At 70.2% G+C, this 21,937-nt stretch carries 15 protein-coding genes; 8 read left to right on the forward strand and 7 right to left on the reverse strand.

Annotation, left to right across the window (positions count from 1 at the left end; all coding sequences use genetic code 11):
* Positions 1 to 4: 4 nt before the first annotated feature.
* From K3G64_RS17490 to K3G64_RS17500, 3 genes are read left to right on the forward strand one after another with little or no spacing between them, the layout of a single operon-like run.
* Positions 5 to 1,057, forward strand: coding sequence for a sulfate/molybdate ABC transporter ATP-binding protein (locus K3G64_RS17490; RefSeq protein ID WP_238886097.1), 1,053 nt, complete (start codon positions 5 to 7; stop codon positions 1,055 to 1,057).
* Positions 1,058 to 1,108: 51 nt separating this feature from the next.
* Entirely contained in the window at positions 1,109 to 1,483 is a 375-nt protein-coding gene (locus K3G64_RS17495) for a YidH family protein (protein ID WP_238886099.1), read from the forward strand.
* Complete coding sequence (locus K3G64_RS17500) at positions 1,480 to 1,830, forward strand: DUF202 domain-containing protein (protein WP_238886101.1); 351 nt, start codon at positions 1,480 to 1,482, stop codon at positions 1,828 to 1,830. The genes K3G64_RS17495 and K3G64_RS17500 overlap by 4 nt, the downstream gene beginning before the upstream one ends.
* Here the strand turns inward: K3G64_RS17500 and K3G64_RS17505 are convergent.
* From K3G64_RS17505 to K3G64_RS17525, 5 genes are all read right to left on the reverse strand, one after another.
* Entirely contained in the window at positions 1,814 to 3,013 is a 1,200-nt protein-coding gene (locus K3G64_RS17505; protein ID WP_238886103.1) for an NAD(P)/FAD-dependent oxidoreductase, read from the reverse strand. The genes K3G64_RS17500 and K3G64_RS17505 overlap by 17 nt on opposite strands.
* A gap of 15 nt (positions 3,014 to 3,028) precedes the next feature.
* A complete protein-coding gene (locus K3G64_RS17510) occupies positions 3,029 to 4,408 on the reverse strand; it encodes an MBL fold metallo-hydrolase (protein WP_238886104.1) in 1,380 nt (459 codons plus the stop codon).
* A 111-nt stretch (positions 4,409 to 4,519) separates the two neighbouring features.
* A complete protein-coding gene (locus K3G64_RS17515) occupies positions 4,520 to 5,242 on the reverse strand; it encodes a sirohydrochlorin chelatase (protein ID WP_238886106.1) in 723 nt (240 codons plus the stop codon).
* Positions 5,221 to 5,985: a phosphoadenylyl-sulfate reductase gene (locus K3G64_RS17520; RefSeq protein WP_238886108.1), complete on the reverse strand. Its 765-nt coding sequence runs from the start codon at positions 5,983 to 5,985 to the stop codon at positions 5,221 to 5,223. Before K3G64_RS17520 ends, K3G64_RS17515 begins: the two co-directional genes overlap by 22 nt.
* Positions 5,949 to 7,625 (reverse strand): nitrite/sulfite reductase, encoded by a 1,677-nt coding sequence (locus tag K3G64_RS17525; RefSeq protein ID WP_238886110.1) that lies wholly within the window; start codon positions 7,623 to 7,625, stop codon positions 5,949 to 5,951. The genes K3G64_RS17520 and K3G64_RS17525 overlap by 37 nt, the downstream gene beginning before the upstream one ends.
* Before the next feature lie 289 nt (positions 7,626 to 7,914).
* On the opposite strand from K3G64_RS17525, the gene hemW reads away from it, so the two are divergent.
* The 4 genes from hemW (at position 7,915) to K3G64_RS17545 (ending at position 15,697) form a co-directional block, all read left to right on the forward strand.
* A complete protein-coding gene (gene hemW, locus K3G64_RS17530) occupies positions 7,915 to 9,090 on the forward strand; it encodes a radical SAM family heme chaperone HemW (RefSeq protein WP_238886111.1) in 1,176 nt (391 codons plus the stop codon).
* Positions 9,091 to 9,157: 67 nt separating this feature from the next.
* Positions 9,158 to 9,673, forward strand: coding sequence for a sigma-70 family RNA polymerase sigma factor (locus K3G64_RS17535; protein WP_238886112.1), 516 nt, complete (start codon positions 9,158 to 9,160; stop codon positions 9,671 to 9,673).
* Positions 9,670 to 10,383: a hypothetical protein gene (locus tag K3G64_RS17540; RefSeq protein WP_238886114.1), complete on the forward strand. Its 714-nt coding sequence runs from the start codon at positions 9,670 to 9,672 to the stop codon at positions 10,381 to 10,383. Before K3G64_RS17535 ends, K3G64_RS17540 begins: the two co-directional genes overlap by 4 nt.
* Positions 10,384 to 10,582: 199 nt before the next feature.
* Positions 10,583 to 15,697, forward strand: a complete 5,115-nt coding sequence (locus K3G64_RS17545; protein ID WP_238950770.1) for a type I polyketide synthase — start codon at positions 10,583 to 10,585, stop codon at positions 15,695 to 15,697.
* Between the two features lie 21 nt (positions 15,698 to 15,718).
* Here the strand turns inward: K3G64_RS17545 and K3G64_RS17550 are convergent, their stop codons facing one another.
* Positions 15,719 to 17,392 (reverse strand): (2,3-dihydroxybenzoyl)adenylate synthase, encoded by a 1,674-nt coding sequence (locus K3G64_RS17550; RefSeq protein ID WP_238886116.1) that lies wholly within the window; start codon positions 17,390 to 17,392, stop codon positions 15,719 to 15,721.
* A 100-nt stretch (positions 17,393 to 17,492) separates the two neighbouring features.
* Between K3G64_RS17550 and K3G64_RS17555 the strand changes: the two genes are divergently transcribed.
* Positions 17,493 to 20,951 carry a non-ribosomal peptide synthetase gene (locus K3G64_RS17555; protein WP_238886118.1) on the forward strand — a complete coding sequence of 1,153 codons (3,459 nt, stop codon included), beginning with the start codon at positions 17,493 to 17,495 and terminating at the stop codon, positions 20,949 to 20,951.
* Here K3G64_RS17555 and K3G64_RS17560 read toward each other — a convergent pair.
* Complete coding sequence (locus K3G64_RS17560; RefSeq protein WP_238950772.1) at positions 20,943 to 21,803, reverse strand: LLM class F420-dependent oxidoreductase; 861 nt, start codon at positions 21,801 to 21,803, stop codon at positions 20,943 to 20,945. The two genes, K3G64_RS17555 and K3G64_RS17560, sit on opposite strands and share 9 nt — an antisense overlap.
* Positions 21,804 to 21,937 lie beyond the last annotated feature (134 nt).

A 21,937-nucleotide genomic window follows, 5' to 3' on the forward strand; every position in this document is an offset into this window, starting at 1 on the left:
GGCTGTGACGAACGCGATCACGGTGCGCGGCGCCAACAAGCGCTACGGTGATTTCGCCGCGCTCGACAACGTCGACTTCGACGTGCCTGCCGGCTCGCTCACCGCGCTGCTGGGCCCCAGCGGCTCCGGCAAGTCCACGCTGCTGCGGGCGATCGCCGGGCTGGATCTACCCGACTCCGGAACCGTCACCATCAACGGACGCGACGTCACCAAGGTGCCGCCGCAACGGCGGGGTATCGGGTTCGTGTTCCAGCACTACGCGGCGTTCAAGCACCTCACGGTCCGCGACAACGTCGCCTTCGGCCTCAAGGTCCGCAGGCGGCCCAAGGCCGAGGTCGCCGAGAAGGTCGACAACCTTTTGGAAGTCGTCGGGCTGGCCGGTTTTCAGACCCGTTACCCGAACCAGCTCTCGGGCGGTCAGCGCCAGCGCATGGCACTGGCCCGCGCGCTGGCGGTGGACCCGCAGGTGTTGCTGCTCGACGAGCCGTTCGGCGCGCTGGACGCCAAGGTCCGCGAGGACCTGCGTGCCTGGCTGCGCCGGCTTCACGACGAGGTGCACGTGACGACGGTGCTGGTCACCCACGACCAGTCCGAGGCGCTCGACGTGGCCGATCGGATCGCGGTATTGAACAGCGGGCGCATCGAGCAGGTCGGCTCGCCCACCGAGGTGTACGACCAGCCGGCCAACGCGTTCGTCATGTCCTTCCTCGGCGCGGTGTCGTCGCTGAACGGGATGCTGGTGCGCCCGCACGACATCCGGGTCGGGCGCAGTCCCGAGATGGCCATCGCCGCGGCCGAGGACCACGTGCAGGCGACCGGTGTCATGCGGGCGCGGATCGACCGAATCGTCATGTTGGGCTTCGAGGTTCGAGTCGAGCTGACCAGCGCCGCGTCGCACACGCCGTTCACCGCGCAGATCACCCGCGGCGACGCCGAGGCGCTGCGTCTCAGCGAGGGCGACACCGTGTACGTGCGCGCCACCCGGGTGCCTTCGATCCCCGACGGCAGCGCGCCGCCGAGAGCCGGTGGTCCTGATGAGGCGCTTTCCACGGCGTAGAGTGCCAGCCCGACGCGCCTTCGCCTGGAGGTGCGCTCAGGGAGGGCGGCGATGACGGACGGCAGCGGCGCGGGCGGCGGTCCGGCCGACGACGAACCGGACTATCGGTTCACGCTGGCCAACGAGCGGACCTTTCTGGCGTGGCAGCGCACCGCTCTGGGCCTGTTGGCGGGGGCGGTCGCGGTGATCCAGTTCGTGCCGCAGTTCGGCATTCCCGGCGCCCGCCACGTGGTGGGACTGCTGCTGGGGTTGCTGGCGATCTCGGCTGCCGCGATGGGCCTGGTGCGATGGCGCCAGGTGGATCGCGCCGTGCGCAGCGGCCGTCCCCTGCCACGCCATCCCACGCCCGCCTATCTCGCGATCGGCCTCGTGGTGATCGCCGTCGTGATGATCGGGCTGATGCTGTGGCGGACGGCCACCGGATGACAGCTTCGCCCGGCGCAGGAGACGCCGGGCTGGCGGCCGAACGCACCGTGTTGTCGTGGACCCGCACCTCGCTCGGGGTGCTGGCCAACGGTGCGCTGCTGCTGTTCCGGGACCTGCACGGCGATCTCGGGCGGCTCGGGTTCGTTGCGGTGGGCCTCGCGCTGGCCGTGGCGTTGTACACCTTCACCGTCGCATTCCGGCGCCAGCGGACGCTGGCTCGCCGCCCGCTGCCCAGTCCCATCACCCCGCGGTGGGAGGTCTATCTGTTGGCCGCGGGGGTGATGGCGCTGGTCGTCGTCTCCGTGGTGTCGCTCGACTACTCGAGCGGGCTCACGCGAGACCCTTGAGCATCAGATTCCAGTACATGAACGGCAGCCCGTACTTCTTCAGGTACCAGTAGGCCCGGTGCGGCTTGGTCGGGTCGATCAGCGGGAACGTCGGCGTCATCTGCAGCGAGTAGTCGAACTCGGCGAGCAGCATCGCGTGCGACGAGGTGACGATCGGACACGACGCGTAGCCGTCGTAGCGAGCGCGCAGAGGCTCACCCTTGAGGAACGCCACGATGTTGTCCACGACGACGGGCGCCTGTTTGCGAATCGCCGCACCGGTCTTCGAGTTCGGCGTCGAACCGGCGTCACCGAGGCTGAAGACGTTCGGATACCGCACGTGTTGCAGGGTGTGCTTGTCGACCTCGACGTACCCGTTGGGGTCTGAGGCCGACAACGGGCTGGCCTTGACCCAGTCCGGCGCCGACTGCCGGGGAGCGACGTGCAGCACGTCGAAGGGCAGCATCGTCTGCGACCCGCCCGCACCCACGCTCGTCACCGTCACCTTGCGGGCTTCCGCGTCGACGGAGGTCACCTCCGAGGCGGTGTGCAGGTTGATCCCGTAGTCCGAGATGACCTTGTCGAGGTTGTCGGCGATCTCCGGGATGCCGAAGATCCGTGGGGTCGGCACGACGAGGTGCACGTCGATGTCGCCCAGTACGCCCTCCCGTCGCCAGTGGTCGCACGCGAGGTAGGCGATCTTCTGCGGTGCGCCGGCACACTTGATCGGCCCGGACGGCATGGTGAACACGGCGCTACCCGAGCGCGTCGACCGGATGAAGTCCCAGGTCCGCGGCGCCAGGTCGAAGCGGTAGTTCGACGATACCCCGTTGCGGCCCAATGATTCCCGCAGTCCTTCGGTGCGATCCCAGTCGAGCTGGATCCCCGGGCACACCACGAGGACGTCGTATTCGTACGTCGCCCCGTCGCCACAGGTGACAGTGTTGGCCTGCGGGTCGACGGCGGCGGCGGCGTTCCTGATCCAGGTCACCTCCCTCGGCATCACCGATGCCTCGGGCCGCGCCGTCGATGCCGCTTTCGCCCGGCCGGCGCCCACCAGGGTCCACAGCGCCTGGTAGTAGTGGGTTTCCGACGGCTCGATCACGGCGACATCGCGAATACCCTTGCGCAGCAGGCGGGCCGCGACCGTGATGCCCGCGGTGCCGCCGCCGATGATGAGGACGTGGTGCTTGTCGGTGGTCATCGTGTTTCTCCTGTCTCAAACGTTCTGCACGGCCTGGCGCCAGGCCTCGTAGCCGCCGACGATGTCGCTGACGTCGGTGAAACCGCGCTGCCGCAGCAGGCTCGCGGCGACCGACGAGCGGTACCCGCCCGCGCAGTACACGACGGTGGGCACCGCCGCGTCGAGTTCGTCCAGGCGGCCGGCCAACTGGGCGACCGGGATGTTGACCGCGCCGGGGATCGCGCCGCCCTCGAACTCGCCGGGGTTGCGCACATCGACGATCTGGAGGTCGGGCATCTGCCCGGCCCGCTGGTCGAAAGCTCTTGCGGTGAGCCGAGATGCGACCTCGACGTCCCTCCGGTGCTCGTACATCGTCTTGGACGGCGATGCGAGGTAGCCGATCACCCGGTCGAAACCGATACGGGCGAGCCGGTTCTTGCCCTCGGTCTCCTGGCCCGGTTCGGTCATGAGGACGATGTCGACATCGGGCGGCAGGATCGAGCCGGCGAACTCGGCGTACCGACCGTCGAGTCCGATGTTGATCGCCCGGCGGACGTGGCCCTGGGCGAATTCTTCGGGGCTGCGGCCGTCGACCAGCACGGCGCCGCCGTCGAGCGCCGCCATCACCTGTTCGTAGGTCATCGGCACCGGGCGCCTGTTCTCGTCGAGCAGGCTGTGCGCCTTGCGGTTCAGGATCGCGTCGTAGACGAAATACGACGGCGCCGGCGGCTGGCCTTCGGTGACCAGCTGCATGAACGTCGCCTTGTCGGGAGCGCGCAACGCGTAGTTGGTGGCCTTCTGGTCGCCTATCGTCGACCACCGCTCGGTGGACAGGTTCTTGCCGCACGCCGAGCCCGCACCGTGCGCCGGATACACCCGCGTCGGGTCGGGCAGTGTCATCAACTTCTCGTGCAGCGAGTCGTACAGCTTGTCGGCGAGCTCCTCGCGGGTGAACCCGATCGATGCGAGCAGGTCGGGACGGCCGACGTCGCCGATGAACAGCGCGTCACCGGTCAGGACGCCGAAGGGGATGTCGTCGGCGGCGTGTTCGTAGACCACGACGCTCAGCGACTCGGGGGTGTGGCCGGGCGTGTGGCGGAACTCGAGGGTCACCTCGCCCAACGAGTAGCGCTCGCCGTCGTCGACGCCCATGAACTCGAACTCGGGCTGCGCCACCGAGGAGTACACGATCTTCGCGCCCGTGGCCTGCGCCAACTCGAGGTGTCCGGAGAGGAAGTCGGCGTGGAAGTGGGTCTCGATGACCAGGTCGACGGTCAGCCCGTATGCCTTCGCATCGGCGAGGTAGCCGGACACGTCGCGTTGCGGATCGACCACCACCGCGCGTCCGGTTCCCTCGTCGCCGACCAGATACGACGCATGCGACAGGCAGTCCAGGTAGTACTGGATGAACTTCATGGCCACGGTTCCTTCGTCGGCCGGAGCACTAATACCCCAGCAGGTATCTCTACAATACCTATGGGGGTATCAAGGCGAACAGGGACTTATGTCACTTGAATCGGCGGCCAGTCAGGCGGCGGCGCGGGCCCCGGTCATCGCGTCGAAGCGGTCCAGCACCGTGGCGGCCACGAGGTTGTGCGAGCCCAGCGGCTCGGCCATCAAAATGCCTTGTGCCGCAGCGAACGTCGCGACGCGATCGGTGATCCGGCCATGAGCGAGGAACCACGGCGCGATGACGATTCGCTGTACGCCGTCGGCCCGCAGTCGGTCGGCGGCCTCGGCGACCGTTGGATGCGGACCGGTGGCGAACGCCGTTCGCGCACTGCGCCAGCGGGTTCCGGCGCTCAGTGCCTTCGCCACCGTCGCGGTGCGCACGTTGGCTGCGTCGCTCGACGACCCGACCGCGACGACGAGCACTCCCAGGCCGTCGTCGTCGGGGGAGACACCGGCCTCGGTGAGGCGCAGGCGCAACACCGTCAGCAGCGCGGGGTCCTCGCCGAGCACGTCCGTCCGCTCGACGCGGGCGCCGGACGCTGCGACCGCGGCCGGGATGTCGACGCGCGCGTGGTAGGCGTCGGCGAGCAGGAACGGCACGATGACGCCACCGTCGGGCAGACCGTCGAGCGTGTCACGCAGGCTCGGGCCGTTCTGCTCGAGGAACGCCGGACGCACATCGAGCCACGGTCGCAACCGGCGGATGCGGCCTGCGACCGCGTGAGTGACCGCCGCCGACCGCGGATCGGCGCTGCCGTGCGCGGTGAGGATCAGGCTCACGACGCGTGCAGCCCGCATTCGACCTTGCCGGTGCCCGCCCAGCGGCCGCTGCGCGGGTCGGCGCCCTGGATCGGCTTGGCGGTGCAGGGCGCGCAGCCGATCGACGGGTAGCCCTCCTCGACAAGCGGGTTGACCAGGATGCCGTTGGTGTCGATGTAGGCCTGCATGTCCTCGTCGGTCCATGCGGCCAGGGGGTTGATCTTCACCAGGCCGAACGCCTTGTCCCAGCTGATCAGCGGAGCGTTGGCGCGCGTGGGCGCCTCGACCCGGCGAATGCCGGTCACCCACGCCGAGTAACCGCGCAGCGCCTTGGACAGCGGCTCGACCTTGCGCATCCGGCAGCACTCGTTGGGCTCGCGGGCGAACAGGTTCTTGCCGAACAATTCGTCCTGCTCGGCGACGGTCTTCTCCGGGGTGACGTTGACCACATTGACGTCGTAGACCGCCTCCACGGCGTCGCGGGTGCCGATGGTCTCCACGAAGTGATAGCCGGTGTCGAGGAACAGCACGTCCACACCGGGGCGCACCTTGGCGGCCATGTCGACCAGCACCGCGTCCTGCATGTTGGACGCCACGATGTAATCGGATCCACCGGCCGGCCCGCCGGCGTCACCGAAGTGCTCGTCCGTCCAGCGCAGCAGGTCCACCGCGCTGGCGCCGGCGAGTTCGGCGGCACCGCGTTCGGCGAGTGCCTGCAGGTCGCTCTCCGTCGTCGTCAATCGACTCACCTCAAATCCGCTTCGTCCGCCCGTATGGCCCACGTAGCGAAACGCTCACCCTGCTCGCGTTGTTTCACGAAGTTGCGAACGACTCGGTCGATGTAGTCACCCAGCTCGGTGGACAGCACCTTGTGCTGGCGCAGCTTGCGGCCGAAGCCGCTGTCCAGCCCCAGGCTGCCGCCCAAATGAACCTGGAATCCCTCGACGGCGTTGCCGTCGCCGTCGTCGACCATCTGGCCCTTGAAGCCGATGTCGGCGACCTGGATGCGGGCGCAGGAGTTCGGGCAGCCGTTGATGTTGACGGTGATCGGCACGTCGAGTTGGGCATTGATGTCGTCGAGCCGCTTCTCCAGCTCGGGCACCAGCACCTGTGCGCGGTTGCGAGTCTCGGCGAACGACAACTTGCAGTACTCGATGCCGGTGCACGCCATGAGGTTCTTGCGCCAGTGCGACGGCCGCGACGGCAGGCCCAGCGCATCCAGCTGTTCGACGAGCTTGGCCAACTTTTCATCGGGCACATCGAGGATGACCAGCTTCTGGTACGGGGTGAAGCGGATGCGGTCAGAACCCGCGGCGGCGGCCAGGTCGGCCACCTTGGTCAGGATCGTGCCGGAGACCCGCCCGGCGATCGGCGCTACGCCGACGGCGTTCATGCCGTTCTTGAGCCGCTGGATGCCGACGTGGTCGATCGGGTGCTTGACCGGCTCGGGCGCCGGGCCGTCGATCAGCTTGCGGCCCAGGTACTCGGTTTCGAGAACTTCCCTGAACTTTTCTACGCCCCAGTCCTTGATGAGGAACTTCAGCCGCGCCTTTGACCGCAGCCGCCGGTAGCCGTAGTCGCGGAACACCGAGGTGATGCCCTCCCAGACGTCGGGCACCTCGTCGAGCGGCACCCAGGCGCCGAGTCGCTGGGCCAGCATCGGATTCGTCGACAGTCCGCCGCCGACCCATACATCTAGCCCGGGCCCGTGCTCGGGATGGTTCACCCCGATGAACGCCACGTCGTTGACCTCGTGCGCGACGTCCTGCAGGCCCGAGATCGCGGTCTTGTACTTGCGGGGCAGGTTGGAGAACGACGGATCGCCGATGTAGCGCTTGACGATCTCGTCGATCGCCCAGGTCGGGTCGAGGACCTCGTCGAGCGACTCGCCGGCCAGCGGCGAGCCGAGCACGACGCGCGGGCAGTCACCGCAGGCCTCGGTGGTCTGCAGCCCGACCGCGGCCAACCGCTCCCAGATCTGCGGCACATCCTCGATGCGGATCCAGTGGTATTGCACGTTCTCGCGGTCGCTGATGTCGGCGGTGTCGCGGGCGAACTCGGTGGAGATCTCGCCGAGCGTGCGCAGCGCGGCGTTGGTCAGCGCGCCGCCGTCGCAGCGCACCCGCATCATGAAGAACTCGTCTTCGAGCATGTCGGTGTTCTCGTCACCGGTCCAGGTGCCGTCGTAGCCCTGCTTGCGCTGGGTGTAGAGGCCCATCCAGCGCATGCGGCCCCGCAGGTCCTGCTTGTCGATGCTGTCGAAGCCCTGCTGCGAGTAGACGTCGAGGATGCGGGCGCGGACGTTGAGCGCGTCGTCGTCCTTCTTGAACTGCTCGTTCGGGTTGAGCGGCTCGCGGTAACCGAGCGCCCACTGGCCTTCGCCGCGCGGACGCTTGACCGGCTTGGGTTGGGCTGTGGTCATGGTGTGGCTCCTTTGTGGAGCCGGATCGCGCGGCATCACCGGTGGCTGTCCGGCGGCGCAGATCCGGCGGCCAGCTGAAGTTTCAGGTGGGCGATCTACGACGTCAACGCTGACAACAACAGGTACAAACGCGCTTGAAGTCGACGTGCCGCCGCGCCACCAACGAAATGCGGTGGGGGAAGTGGGCGGCAATCACGAGTTCGATTGTGCCACGGACACCGGCGTATGCCCTAACTGGCCAGACTTTCGCGCACGGTGAACGAAACGGTGCGTCTGGGACACTGGCGGGGTGACTGTCCGAACCGCGCCCGTTCCGCTGCTGGCACTCGCGCCGACACCGGGGCGGCCGTTCGGTATCTACATCCACGTACCGTTCTGCGCCACCCGCTGCGGCTACTGCGACTTCAACACCTACACGCCCGCCGAGCTGGGCGGTGCGGACCCCGACGCCTGGCTCGCCGGGTTGCGCGTCGAGCTGCGGCTGGCCGCGCAGCTGCTGGGCCCGGTCCGACCCGTCGACACGGTCTTCGTCGGCGGCGGCACCCCGTCGCTGCTCGGCGGCGCGGCCCTTGCGGCGGTGCTCGAGGCGGTCCGCGAGCCGTTCACCCTGGCCGCCGACGCCGAGATCACCACCGAAGCCAACCCCGAGTCCACCTCGGCGCGGTTGTTCGACCAGCTCCTCGCCGCCGGATACACGCGGGTGTCGTTGGGCATGCAGTCCGTCGCGCCACACGTGCTGGCGGCCCTGGACCGGGTGCATTCGCCCGGTCGGGCGCTCGAGGCGGCCAGGGAGGCCCGCGCGGCCGGCTTCGGCCACGTCAACCTCGATCTGATCTACGGCACGCCGGGGGAGAGCGACGACGATCTGCTCCGGTCGGTCGATGCGGTGATCGACGCCGGCGTCGACCATGTGTCGGCCTACGCGCTGGTGGTCGAGGACGGGACGGCGTTGGCGCGTCGGGTGCGGCGAGGCGAGTCGGCGGCCCCCGACGACGACGTGCTGGCCCGGCGCTACGAACTGCTCGACGGTCGCCTGACCGCCGCCGGGTTCGACTGGTACGAGGTCTCGAACTGGAGCAGGCCCGGCGGCGAGTGCCGGCACAACATCGGCTACTGGAACGGCGGCCAGTGGTGGGGAGCAGGACCGGGAGCGCACGGGTTCGTCGGCGCGACGCGGTGGTGGAACGTCAAGCACCCCGGCGCCTACACCAGGTCGTTGGCCGCGGAGACGTTGCCCGTCGCCGACCACGAACACCTCGACAGCGGGCTCGCGCACGTCGAGGACGTGATGCTGCGGGTGCGCCTGCGGGCCGGCCTGCCGCTGGCCCTGCTGAGCGCGGCCGAACGCCGCCGCGCCGACACCGTCGTCGGTGACGGCCTGCTCGCCCGCGACGAGGATCGGCTGGTGCTGACCGGGCGCGGCCGGCTGCTGGCCGACGCCGTGGTGCGCGATCTGCTCGACTGACGGCGCCGAACGTTGAACGATTGCCTCGTGCGCTCCGTTGTGTTGAGCGACGACAGGAGGAGAAGGGATGAGCCCTGAGCCGGACCAGGCCGCGCTCCTGCGGGCGATCCACGACGAGCACAGCCCGGCACTGCTGCGCTATGTGCTGCGGCTCACGCGCGGCGACATGCCGTTCGCCGAAGACGTGGTGCAGGAGTCGCTGCTGCGGCTGTGGCGCAAGCCGGAAATCATGGAGCAGCCCGGCGAGTCGGCTCGTGCGTGGCTGTTCACCGTCGCGCGCAACCTGGTGATCGACGACCGGCGCAGCGCCCGCTACAGCCGCGAATTGCAGACCGACGACATGCCCGAGCGGCCGTCGGCCGACACCCTCGGGCCGGCCTTCGACAAGTGGATCCTGTCCGACGCGTTGCAGTCGCTGAGCCCGGACCACCGCACCGCCATCGTGCGCGCCTACTACCTGGGCCAGACCGTCGCAGACATCGCCCAGCATGAGGGGATACCCGAGGGCACCGTGAAATCCAGACTCCACTACGCGCTGCGCGCGCTGCGAATCGCACTGCAGGAAAGGGGGGTGGTCCAGTGAGCGGACCGAATCCCGACCGCACACCCGACGACGACATCGCCGAATGGGATGCCGCCTACGTACTGGGTGCGCTGAGTCGACAGGACCGACGCGACTACGAGGACTTTCTGGCGGAGAATCCGCAACGGACCGCCGACCTGACCGAACTGGCCGGCATGCCCGGCATTCTGAACGCGCTCAGCCGCGAGGAGGCGGTGGCCCTCACCGACATCGGCGGCCCGCCGGTGCCCGCCGAGCGGCCCGACAATGTCGCCTCCCTGGCTCGCGCCGCGGCCAAGAGACAGCAGCGGTCCCGCCGCAGTGCGCTGGTGGCCGCGGTGGCATCGGCGGCGGTGCTGGCCGTCCTCGGGGTGGTCGTCGGCTCGACGGTGTTCCCCCGCCAGTCCGCGGTGCAGACCGTGGCGATGCAGCCGATGCAGCAGGCGGAGCGCCAAGGGCTCACCGCGCAACTGGCCGTGACGCAGAAGAAGTGGGGCACCGAACTCCACTGGGCGTGTGAGTACACGAAGGACTGGGCGCGTCAGGTCGACAGCTACGACATGGTGGTGATCACGCGCGACGGCGCACAGCGAACCGTCGGGTCCTGGCGCCCGGCCGGCGACGAGGCCACTGGTCTGGCGGCCGCGACGGCCATCCCGACCGACCAGATCCGCAGCGTCGAGATCCGGGTCTCCGGCCGCGACGAGCCCCTGGCGATCCGCACGCTGTAGCGACCCGGGTCGACGGCGCCGCGACGTGACCAGCGCCACCGCCGACGACGCGGTGTGAATCACAAAGATCAGTGCGGTTGTGTCAAGATTGCCCGCATGTCCGATGATTTATTAGGGAAGGCTACCCAGACTTCGCTATCCATCGGGTTGGGCTGAGGTGGCCGATTCCGCATCCCCCGAACCGGTCGCGATCGTCGGCATGGGCTGTCGACTGGCGGGCGGCGTCAGCAGCCCGGCGCAGTTCTGGCGCTTCCTGCTCGCAGGCGGCAGCGACGTCACCGAGATTCCCAGCGAACGCTGGGAGCCGTATCTGCGCCGCGACCCGCGCAATGCGGCGGTGCTCAGGGAGGCCACAAAGCTGGGCTCGTTCCTGCCGGATCTGGGCGGGTTCGACGCCGAGTTCTTCGGGGTGTCCCCACGCGAGGCGGAGCTGATGGACCCCCAGCAGCGGCTCGCGCTCGAGGTCAGCTGGGAGGCGCTGGAACACGCGGGCGTACGGCCGCGGTCGCTGGCCGGCAGCGACACCGCCGTGCTGATGGGCGTCAACTCCGACGACTACGGCAAGCTCGTCATGGAGGACCTCACCGGCATCGAGGCCTGGACCGGGATCGGCACGTCGTTGTGCGGCATCGCCAACCGGGTGTCGCACCTACTCGACCTGCGCGGGCCCAGCGTGGCGCTGGACGCCGCCTGCGCCGCCTCGCTGGTCGCCGTGCACCAGGCCTGTCAACTGCTGCGGGCGGGTGAGACGTCGCTGGCGCTGGCCGGGGGCGTCAGCGCGTTGATCGGACCCGGGCTGACCCGGGTGCTCGACGTCGCGGGCGCGACCGCTGCCGACGGACGGTGCAAGACGTTCGATGCCGCCGCCGACGGCTACGGGCGCGGTGAGGGCGCAGGCGTGGTGGTGCTCAAGCGACTCGCCGACGCGGTCCGCGACGCGGACCACGTGTACGCGGTCGTGCGCGGCGGCGCCGTCGCGCAGGACGGTCGCACCGTCGGGATCATGTCGCCGAACGGCGACGCCCAGGCCGACATGTTCCGGCGGGCCTGCCGGTCGGCGGGCGTGAGTCCCGCGAGCGTCGACTTCGTCGAGGCGCACGGCACCGGCACCCCGACCGGTGATCCCACCGAGGTGCGCGCCCTCGCATCGGTTTACGGTTTCGGCCGCGGGGGCGACGCGCCGTGCCGCATCGGCTCTGTCAAACCGAATGTCGGCCACCTCGAGGGGGGCGCCGGTGTCGTCGGGCTCATCAAGGCGGCCCTGGCCCTGCACCACGAGACCATCCCGCCCACTGCGGGCCTGACCACCCTGACTCCGGCCGTCGACTGGCCCAGCAGCGGGCTGCGGGTGCCGACCGATGCCGAACCATGGCAGCGCACCGCGGAGCGGCCACGGCGCGCTGCGGTGTGCAGCTACGGCTACGGCGGCACCATCGCCCATGTGCTGCTCGAAGAAGCGCCGGCGCAGCCTGGCCCGGAAGCCGTTGACAGACAGAAAGTTCCGGCGGTCATCCCGGTGTCGGCCCGGTCGGCCGCGCGGTTGCGTGCGCAGGCGGGCGCGCTCGCCGAGCACCTGAACGGCGGCGGCGATTCCCTCGACCGGGTCGCGGCCACCATGTGGGTGCGCCGCTCACACGAACCGGTGCGCGCGGCCGTGATCGCCGACGACCTCGCCGCCGCGGCGACGGCGCTGTCCGCACTGGCCGCCGACACCCCCGACCGCGCGGTGGTCACCGGCGCCGTGCTGCCGTCGGCGGCCGACGGTGCGGTGTGGGTGTTCTCCGGCCACGGTTCGCACTGGACCGGCATGGGTCGCCGACTGCTCACCGCCGCAACGGAATTCGCGACGGTCATCGATGCGATCGACCCGGTGTTCGAGGCGCAGCTCGGCTTCTCTGCCCGCGAGGCGCTCACCGCGGGCGAACTCGGCGGCACCGACCGGGTGCAGGCCCTGACGTTCGCCATGCAAGTCGGCCTGGCGGCCGTGCTGCGGGCGCGCGGCGTGACACCCGCCGCGGTGATCGGGCATTCGGTCGGCGAGGTGGCCGCCTGCGTGACGGCCGGGGTGTTCGACCTGACGACCGGTGCCGCGGTCGCGTGCTACCGGGCGCGCGGCTTCCGGTCGGTGGCGGGGCAGGGCGCCATGGCACTTGTGCGCCTGCCGTTCGCCGAGGCACAGCGACGCCTGAGAGGGCGGACCGACATCGAGGCGGCGATCAACGCATCGCCCGCCTCGACCGTGGTGTCGGGCACGGTCGACGCCGTGGCCGAGGTCAGCGCCGACTGGGCGCAGCAGGGCGTCATGGTGCGCCGCGTCAACACCGACGTCGCGTTCCACAGTCCCGCGATGGACGCGCTGACCGGCGAACTCGGCCGCCTCACCGGGCAGCTGCCCGCTCCGCGCGCCGCCGAAACTCCGCTGTACACCACGGCGTTGGCCGACCCGCGGTCCCGAGCACCGCGTGACCGGCACTACTGGGTGGCCAATCTGCGCGACCGCGTGCGGTTCGCCGAGGCCGTGTCGGCGGCGATCGAGGACGGACACCGACTCTTCCTCGAGGTGTCGGCGCATCCGGTGGTCGCGCACTCGATCGCCGAAACCCTGGCCGATGCCGGAATCGACGAGCACGCGGTCGTACCGCTGCTGCGGCGGGACCGGCCGGAGATGCACTCGGTCGCAACGGCACTCGCCGCGCTGCACTGTCACGGCGCCCCGGTCGCCCACGGTTTCGACGCGGCCGCACCGTGGGCACACGACCTGCCGGTGACGCAGTGGCAACACCGCCGCTTCTGGCGCACCCCCACGCCGCCACCAGGCGGGCGCGCCGTGCACGACGTACGCAGTCACACGTTGCTCGGTGGCCGCACCGAGGTGACCGGCGCCGTGACATCGCGGATGTGGCAGACCCGCCTCGACATGAGCACCCGGCCCTATCCCGGAGATCATCCGGTCAAGGGCACCGAGATCGTGCCCGCCGCGGTCATCGTCAACACGTTCCTCGCTGCGGCCGCGGGCCTGAACACCCGCTGTGACCGCGTGGGCACTGATCTGGTCGACGTCCGACTGCGCACACCGGTCGCACCGGGGCGTGCCCGTGACGTCCAGGTGGTGCTGCAGGACCGAGGCCTGACGCTGGCCACCCGCCTGGTCGACGACGAGGACGGCGCCGAGGACGGCGGGTGGCTGACCCACAGCAGCGCGGTGGCCGCGGCCGACGAGCACATCGAGGACCTACTCGGGCGGCTGCTCGACGAAGCCGCGGCCCGCGATCGGTGCCACCGGCCGTTGCCCCCCGACCATGTGGTCCACACGCTGTCCGCACTGGGAGTGGCCGCGATGGGATTCGACTGGCAGATCCGCGAAATCAGCGGCGGCGACGGCGAACTGCTCGCCCGGGTCACCACGCACGGTGACGGCTCTTGGCCCGACACCTGGGCCTCGCTGCTGGACGCGGCGACGTCGGCGGCGTCGACGGTGTTCGACGGTCCACCGCGGCTGCGCATGCCTGCGAGCATCGAACGGATACAGGTGCACGGCCGCCCGCCCGCGGTGGCGCTGCTGCACGTTCGGCGTCGCCCCGGCACCACCACGACCGACGTGGTGCTGGCCGAGCAGTCGGGCAAGGTGCTCGCCTCCCTGACCGGTATGGCCTTCGAGCCACTCGAAAACCCCTCGGGCAGTGATGTTTCCCGGATGCTGCACCGAGTTGCGTGGCATCCGGTGCCGTGGTGCGAGGACAGCAGGCCCGCTGCGGTCCTGATCGTCGGCGGTGACCAGGGCAGCCGCGACCTCGTCGGCCGCGACCTCGCCGCCGCCGAAGTCCCCTACGCGTTCTGCGGCGACCCGGTCGAGGTGGCCGCGTCGCCGGTCGTGACCCAACGGGACGCGGTGGTGTTGCTGATTCCGCGGCCCCAGGATTCACCCGAGCAGTCGGTCGCGCTGGCCACGCGGACGTTGCGCGTTCTGGTGGACCATGGCGCGACGGCCCGCATGTGGATCCTCACCCACCGGGTGCACGAGGGCGCCAACCTGGGACCCGCGCCCCTGTGGGGCCTGGCCAGGGTGGCCGCGGCCGAACATCCGGACGTCTTCGGCGGGGTACTGGACGTCGCCGCCGGACTGCCGGTCGGCGTGCTGTCGTCGGTGCACGGTCACCCCGTCGTGGTGGTGCGCGACGGGGTCGCCCGGTCGGCCCGCCTGGCGCCCGTCGAGCGCGGCGCGGCTGCCCCACTGCAGTGTTCGGCCGGCGGTACCTACCTGATCACCGGGGGCACCGGCGTGCTGGGTCTGCGCATGGCTGCGCGGCTGGCCGACATCGGCGCCCGACGACTGGTGCTGCTGTCGCGGTCCGGCATACCGGACCGGTCCGAGTGGCACGGTGACTGCGAACTGACCCACACCGTCACAGCGCTCGAGCAGCGCGGGGTCTCCGTGCACGTCGTCGCCGTGGACATCGGCGCATCCGGCGCCGCCGGTGTGCTGCGCGCAACGCTGCGGGACCTGCCGCCCGTGCGCGGCGTGATCCACGCCGCCGGTGTCGAGGCGGGCGCACTGCTGGTCAACACCACGCCCGAGGATTTCCGCGCCGCGATGCACCCCAAGGTCGACGGCACCCTGACCCTGCACGAGGTCTTCCCGCCCGAGCAGCTGGACTGGATGGTGTTGTTCTCGTCATGCGGTTACCTCTCCGGATTCCCCGGCCAGGGCGCCTACGCGTGCGCCAACTCGTTCCTGGATGTGATGGCCCGGCACCGCCGTGGGTTGGGTGACCGCACGGTCAGCGTGGCCTGGACGGCATGGCGGGGCCTGGGTATGGGGTCGACCTCCGGCTTCGTCGCGGCGCAGCTGGATGCGCTCGGCATGGGAACCGTCGGCGCCGACGAGGCGATGCGCGCACTCGACCTGGCGATGCGCCTCGACGAACCGAATGTGGTTGTGCTGCCCGTTCTTCCAGATGCTGCAGCAGTGCCGATGCTGGCCGACGTGGCGCCCGCTGTTGAGAACGAGGCGGGGGAGGCGCCTGCCGACGGCGGGCCGGACGTCGACCCGGAGAACGTGAGCGGAATCGTCGTCGCCGCCGTCGCGGCGCAGCTGGGATTGCCCGAGCGCGACGTGGATACCGGCCTGCCGCTGGTGGAGGCGGGCGTCGACTCGATCATGACCGTCGGACTGCTGCGCACCCTGGAGAAGCGAACCGGGCTGTCGCTGCCGCCCACGCTGCTGTGGGAACACCCAACGGCGGCAGCGGTTTCCGACCGCATCGTCGAACTGCTCGCCGCACCGGGCATGGCCGAGCAGATCGAGGTGTCCTGACCGTCAGGACATCAGCTGGGCTCAGGACACCAACTGAGCGATGACCTTCTTCTTGTCGACCTTGCCGACCGCGGTCTTGGGCAACGCAGGCAGCGGCGCCAGCACGTCGGGGCGGCAGTGCGCCGAGACGCCGCGGTCGTCGAGGAACCGGTTCAACTCGGCAAGCGTGATCGGTGCGCCCTGGAAAACCACGGCGGCGCAAATCTTCTCGCCGAGGAAGTCGTCGGGCAGCGCCACCGCCGCCGCGGCATAGACCGCAGGGTGCGCGAACAAATGCTCTTCGAGGTCGGACGCCGACACCGTCTCGCCACCCCGGTGGATGACGTCCTTGATGCGTCCGGTGACCTCGACGTATCCGGCGTGCGGACCGTCGGTGAAGATGCGCACGCGATCGCCGGTGCGGTAGAAGCCGTCCGGGCTGAACGACCGCGCGTTGGCCTCCTCGGCGCGGTAGTAGCCGTTGAGGGTGTAGGGCCCGCGCACGAGCAACTCGCCCTCCGCACCGGCGGCCACGTCCGCGCCGGACTCGTCGACCACCCGCATCTCGTCGTGGGGCGACATCGGGCGGCCCTGGGTGTTGACCACGACGTCGACGGGATCACCGGGACGGGTGAAGTTCAGCATGCCCTCGGCCATCCCGAAGATCTGCTGCAGCCCCGGCGTGAGCCCCGACAGGATGTACTCGGCCTCCTGCGGGGTCATTCGCGAGCCGCCCACCTGCACCAGGCGCAGCGAGGTCGGCAGCACCGGTTCCCACTCACAGGCCTGGGTCCACACCTTGGCCAGTGCGTTGACCAGAGCGGTGACGGTGACTCGGTGGCGGTCGATCAACGCGAACGCCGATTCGGGGCTGGCGTCGGTGGTGAAAACCGATGTGGCGCCGACCGTCATCGACCCCAGGATGCCCGGACAGGCGAGCGGGAAGTTGTGCCCGGCCGGCAGGACGACGAGATAGACGTCGTCGCCGGTCATCTGACATTCCTGAGCGCTTGCCTTCGCGTTGTACAGATAGTCGTTGTGAGTGCGCGCGATCAGCTTCGGCAGGCCGGTGGTGCCGCCCGACACCAACAGCAGGGCCGGTGCATCCGGGTCGACCGAAACGCGGGGCGGTGGCGGCCCGTCGAATTCGGCCAGCGCCGAGAAGGATTCGAAGTCACCCGGCTCGCCGTTGACGAAGACATGCCGCAGGGCCGGGTTCGCGGCGACCAGTTCGGCGGCCAACTCGCGGTAGTCGAAGCCCGCGATGACGTCGGCGACGATGAGGCCGACGGCGTCACTGGTGGCCGCGAAATGGTTCAGTTCGGCCGCGCGGTGGCCGGGCAGGCACATCACCGGGACGGCGCCTGCCCGCAGCACCCCGAACACCGCGACGGCGAAGTCGCAGGTGTTCGGCAGTTGCACCAGCAGTCGGTCACCGGGTGCGATCCCGCCGTCGGTCAGCGCCGCGGCGACGCGGTCCGCACGGGTGTCGAGGTCGGCGAAGGTGTAGCTCACGGCCGGGTCGATCACCGCCGTCCGGTCGGGCCAGGCTGATGCCGCGTCGCCGAGGATCGAGTCGAGCGGGCGGTCGGCCCAGTAGCCCGCTCGCCGGTAGGCCTCGGCGCGGTCAGCCGGAAACGGCACGAAACCGGTCGTGAGATCGCCGGTCTCGACCGATCCTGGTGCGGCGGTGTGCTGTTGGAAGCCGGTGCTCATCGCGATTCGGGCCCCTCGAGGTAGGTGTACGGATGCGTGCGGATATAAGGTAGCGTTCCCCGGGCTAGTTAGGGCAGCCTGTACTAATTCGGAGGACGGCGTGAGTTCTGGCAGGACGGTGCGTGAGGAGGTCGCCGAGCTTCTCGGCGTGAGTCCGGAAACCGTCGACCCGGAGGCCGACCTGATCGCGTCGGGCCTCGACTCGATCCGCATGATGTCGTTGTCCGGCCGGTGGCGTAAGCAGGGCATCGACATCAACTTCGCGGCGCTCGCCGAGAACCCCACCGTGGCGGCGTGGTCGACGTTCGTGGCCGAACGCCGCGCCGACACTCCGCCCGCACCGGTGGCCCGCCCGGGGGCCGGGGACGCCGGCGACGCCGGGGAGGCGCCGTTCCCGCTCGCACCGATGCAGCACGCGATGTGGTTGGGCCGCAACGCCGACCAGCGACTCGGCGGTGTCGCGGCGCACCTGTATGTCGAGTTCGACGGCGCCGGTGTCGATCCCGAGCGGCTGCGCGCGGCGGCGGCGAAACTCGTCGCCCGCCATCCGATGCTGCGGGTAAAAATCCTGCCCGACGGCACCCAGCGCATCGGTGACCGCGGCCTTACGGTCACCGTGCACGATCTGCGCGACCTCGACACCGCGGCCGCCGACGAGCGGCTGGAGGCGATCCGGCACCAGAAGTCGCATCAGATGCTCGACGGTGACGTGCTCGAGCTGAGCCTGTCCCTGCGTCCCGGCGGCCGCACCCGGTTGCACGTGGACATGGACATGAACGCAGCCGACGCGGTGAGCTACCGCAAGTTCATGGCCGACCTCGCGGTGTTCTACCGCGGCGGCGACCTGCCCGACCTCGGCTACACCTACCGCGAGTACCGCGCCGCGCTGACGGCGGCCGATCCCGGGCCGACCGAGGAGGACCTGCGGTGGTGGGCCGAACGGATTCCCGGGCTCCCCGAAGCGCCCGCCTTGCCGCTAACGCCTCCTGCCGAGCAGGATGACCCCCGCCGCAGCGTGCGGCTCTGGCACATCTTCGACGTGCCGACCAGGGACGCCCTGTTCGCCGCCGCACACCGCCGCGGCATCACCCCCGCCATGGCCGTCGCGGCGTCCTACTCGAATGCGCTGGCGCGCTGGTCGAGTGGCCCGCGCTTCCTGCTGAACCTGCCGATGTTCGGCCGTGAGCCGTTCCACCCCGACGTCGAGAAGCTCGTCGGGTGCTTCACCTCCTCGCTGATGCTCGACATCGACCTGTCGCACACCAGAACCCCCACCCAACGGGCGCGGGCGGTGCAGGGGACGCTGCACAACACCGCGAGGCACTCGAGCTACTCGGGCTTGTCGGTGCTGCGCGACATCGGCAGGCACCGCGGCAACCAGACCCTCGCGCCGATCGTCTACACCAGCGCGCTGGGGCTCGGCGACCTGTTCGCCGGTGAGGTGACAGATCAGTTCGGCGCGCCGGTGTGGACCATCTCCCAGGGGCCGCAGGTGCTCATCGACGCCCAGGCGACGCCGCTGGCGGACGGCCTGATGATCAACTGGGACGTCCGCGTCGACGCGTTCCGGCCCGGCGTCGCCGACGCCATGTTCGCCTACCACCTGGCCGAGCTGACCCGACTCGCCACCGACGACACCGCCTGGGAGCGGCCCGACCCGCCCGCGCTGCCCGAGGCGCAGCGGGCCGTGCGCGAGGTGGTGAACGGCACCGCCGCGCCGCCCAGCGGAGAGGCGCTGCACGACGGGTTCTTCCGCACCGCGGCGGCCGCTCCGGGTGCACCCGCCCTGATCGGGCGTGACGGCGAGCTCAGCTACGGCGAACTGCGTGCGCGGGCGCTCGGCGTCGCTACAATGCTGCGCGCCAACGGGGTTCGCCGAGGTGACGTGGTCGCGTTGATCGGACCCAAGTGCACCGAGCAGATCCCGGCGGCGCTGGGCATCCTTGCCGCCGGCGCGGCCTACCTGCCGATCGGCGCCGACCAGCCGGCGGACCGGACCGCGCGGATCCTCGCGTCGAGCGGCGTGTCGGCGGTGCTGCTGAGCGGCGGGGCCGGACCCGTGGGACTCGACGTGCCGACCCTCCGCGTCGCCGATGCGGCTCGGTCGGCAGCCGACGGTGAGCGCGATCCCGTCGATCCGCAATCCCTTGCCTACGTGCTGTTCACGTCGGGGTCGACCGGTGAGCCCAAGGGTGTGGAACTGACGCACGACGCGGTGATGAACACCGTCGAGTTCGTCACCGACCGGTTCGGTCTGGGACCCGCCGACCGCAGCCTGGCACTGGCCTCCCTGGAGGCCGACATGTCGGTGCTGGAGATCTTCCCGATCCTGCGCGCCGGCGGCACCGTGGTGGTGGTCGACGAGGATCAGCGCCGCGATCCCGACGTCTGGGCGCGACTCGTCGACGAGCACGGCGTCACGATGCTCAACTGGATGCCAGGATGGCTGGACATGCTGCTCGAAGTCGGTGGCGAGCGGCTGCGCAGCCTGCGCGTGGTGCTGCTGGGCGGTGACTGGGTGCGCCCCGAACTCGTTCGGCGTCTTCGTGATTCGGCACCATCGGTGCGGGTGTCGGGTCTCGGCGGCGCCACCGAGACCGCCGTGCACGGCACCGTCTGCGAGGTCGGCGAGCTTCCGGCGGCGTGGACGTCGGTGCCGTACGGTCACCCCTTCCCGAACAACGCGTGCCGCGTCGTCGCCGCCGACGGCAGCGACTGCCCGGACTGGGTGCCCGGCGAACTCTGGTTCACCGGCCGGGGGATCGCGCGCGGATACCGGGGCCGCCCCGACCTGACGGCCGAGAAGTTCGTCGAACACGACGGCCGGACCTGGTACCGCACCGGTGATCTCGCGCGCTACTGGCCCGACGGCACGCTGGAGTTCGTCGGCCGGATGGACCACCGGGTCAAGATCAGCGGTTACCGCATCGAACTCGGCGAGGTGGAGGCGGCGCTCGAACGGGTGGCTGGTGTCGACGCCGCCGTCGCCGCCGTCGCCGCCGGCGACCGTGACGCCCTGGGCGCGGTGGTGCGCAGCGCGGATCCGAGCGTCGACGCGCGATCCGTCGCCGCGGCGCTGACCGATCTCCTGCCTGCCCACATGGTTCCCAGCGTCATCGTCGTCACCGATGCGATCCCGTTCACCCTCAACGGCAAGATCGACCGCACGGCCGTCGCGCGACTGCTGGCCGAGGCGAAACCCCCTGCGGCCCAGATGTACCGGCCGCCGTCAGGCCCGCTGGAATCGGCGCTGACCGCCATTGTGGCCGACGTGCTCGACATCGATCCCGAGGGCATCGGCGCCGATGACGACTTCTTCTCCCTCGGCGGCGACTCGGTGTTGGCGACCCAGGTGATCGCCCGGGTGCGCGACTGGCTCGACGCTCCGACGGCGCAGGTGACCGACATGTTCGCCGCGCGGTGTGTGGCCGGGCTCGCCGAGCGCCTGCTCGCCGGGGAGGCCGACGGCGAGCGGCTCACTGCGGTGGCCGAGGTCTACCTCGAGGTCGCCGGAATGGACAGCGACGAGGTTCTTTCCGAACTGGAGTCCTCAGCGTAGGGCCGCGGCCAGTCGGCGCCACTGCTCGTGCGGGAATTCGCGCGGGTCGGCGGTGAGCACCTGAACGCAGACATGGTCGGCGCCGGCGTCGTGATGCTCGCGCACGCGGCGCAGCACCGTCTCCTCGTCTCCCCAGGCGATGATCGCGTCGAACAACCGGTCGCTCACTGAGCTCACGTCGTCTTCGGTGAAGCCGGACCGCAGCAGGTTGTTGGCGTAGTTCGGCAGCGCCAGATACGCGCGCAGCCAATCGGTGCCCAGCGAGCGCGCCTGGTCGGCGTCGGTGGTGAGCAGCACCGTCTGCTCGGGCAGCAGCAGCGGGCCGGCACCGAGGTGCTCACGCGCGAACCCGGTGTGCTCGGGGGTGACCAGGTAGGGGTGTGCCCCGCGGGAGCGGCTCGCAGCGAGTTCGAGCATCTTGGGGCCCAGCGCCGCGAGTACCCGGTTGCCTACGGGCACGGGGTGTTCGGCGGCGTCCAGCCCGTCGAGATACGCGCGCGTCGCGGCCAGTGGCTTGCGGTAGCGGCCCGGTTCGGTCGAGTCGATCAGCGGTGCGTGGCTCACGCCGATACCCAGCAGGAAACGTTCCCCGTGCGACGCGCTGAGCTCGGCGTAACGAGCGGCCACGTCGGCGGGCTCGTGCATCCAGAGGTTGAGGATGCCGGTCGCGATCACCACGTTCGTCGTCGCCGTCAGCAGGTGGTCCACCGAGTCGAGCACGGGCCCGCCGACGTCCGGTATCCACAACGCGTCGAAGCCCAGCTCCTCCAGCTCCGCGGCGGCTTCGGCGGCCTGCCCCTGGTCGCCGTAACGCAGCTGCGAACTCCATATACCGACGCCCGTCAGATCCATGCCGTCACCCTTCCCGCTAGCCAACGGCCTCACGTTACGGAGCGACCGCAGCCGCGGTTCATCCGGTGGGCGCGGATCTCGAGGTAGGCCGCTCAGCATGGCAAGGATAGGGTAACCTCACCACTGATTTAGGA

The sequence above is a fragment of the Mycobacterium sp. IDR2000157661 genome (genome assembly GCF_022317005.1).
GTDB lineage: Bacteria > Actinomycetota > Actinomycetes > Mycobacteriales > Mycobacteriaceae > Mycobacterium.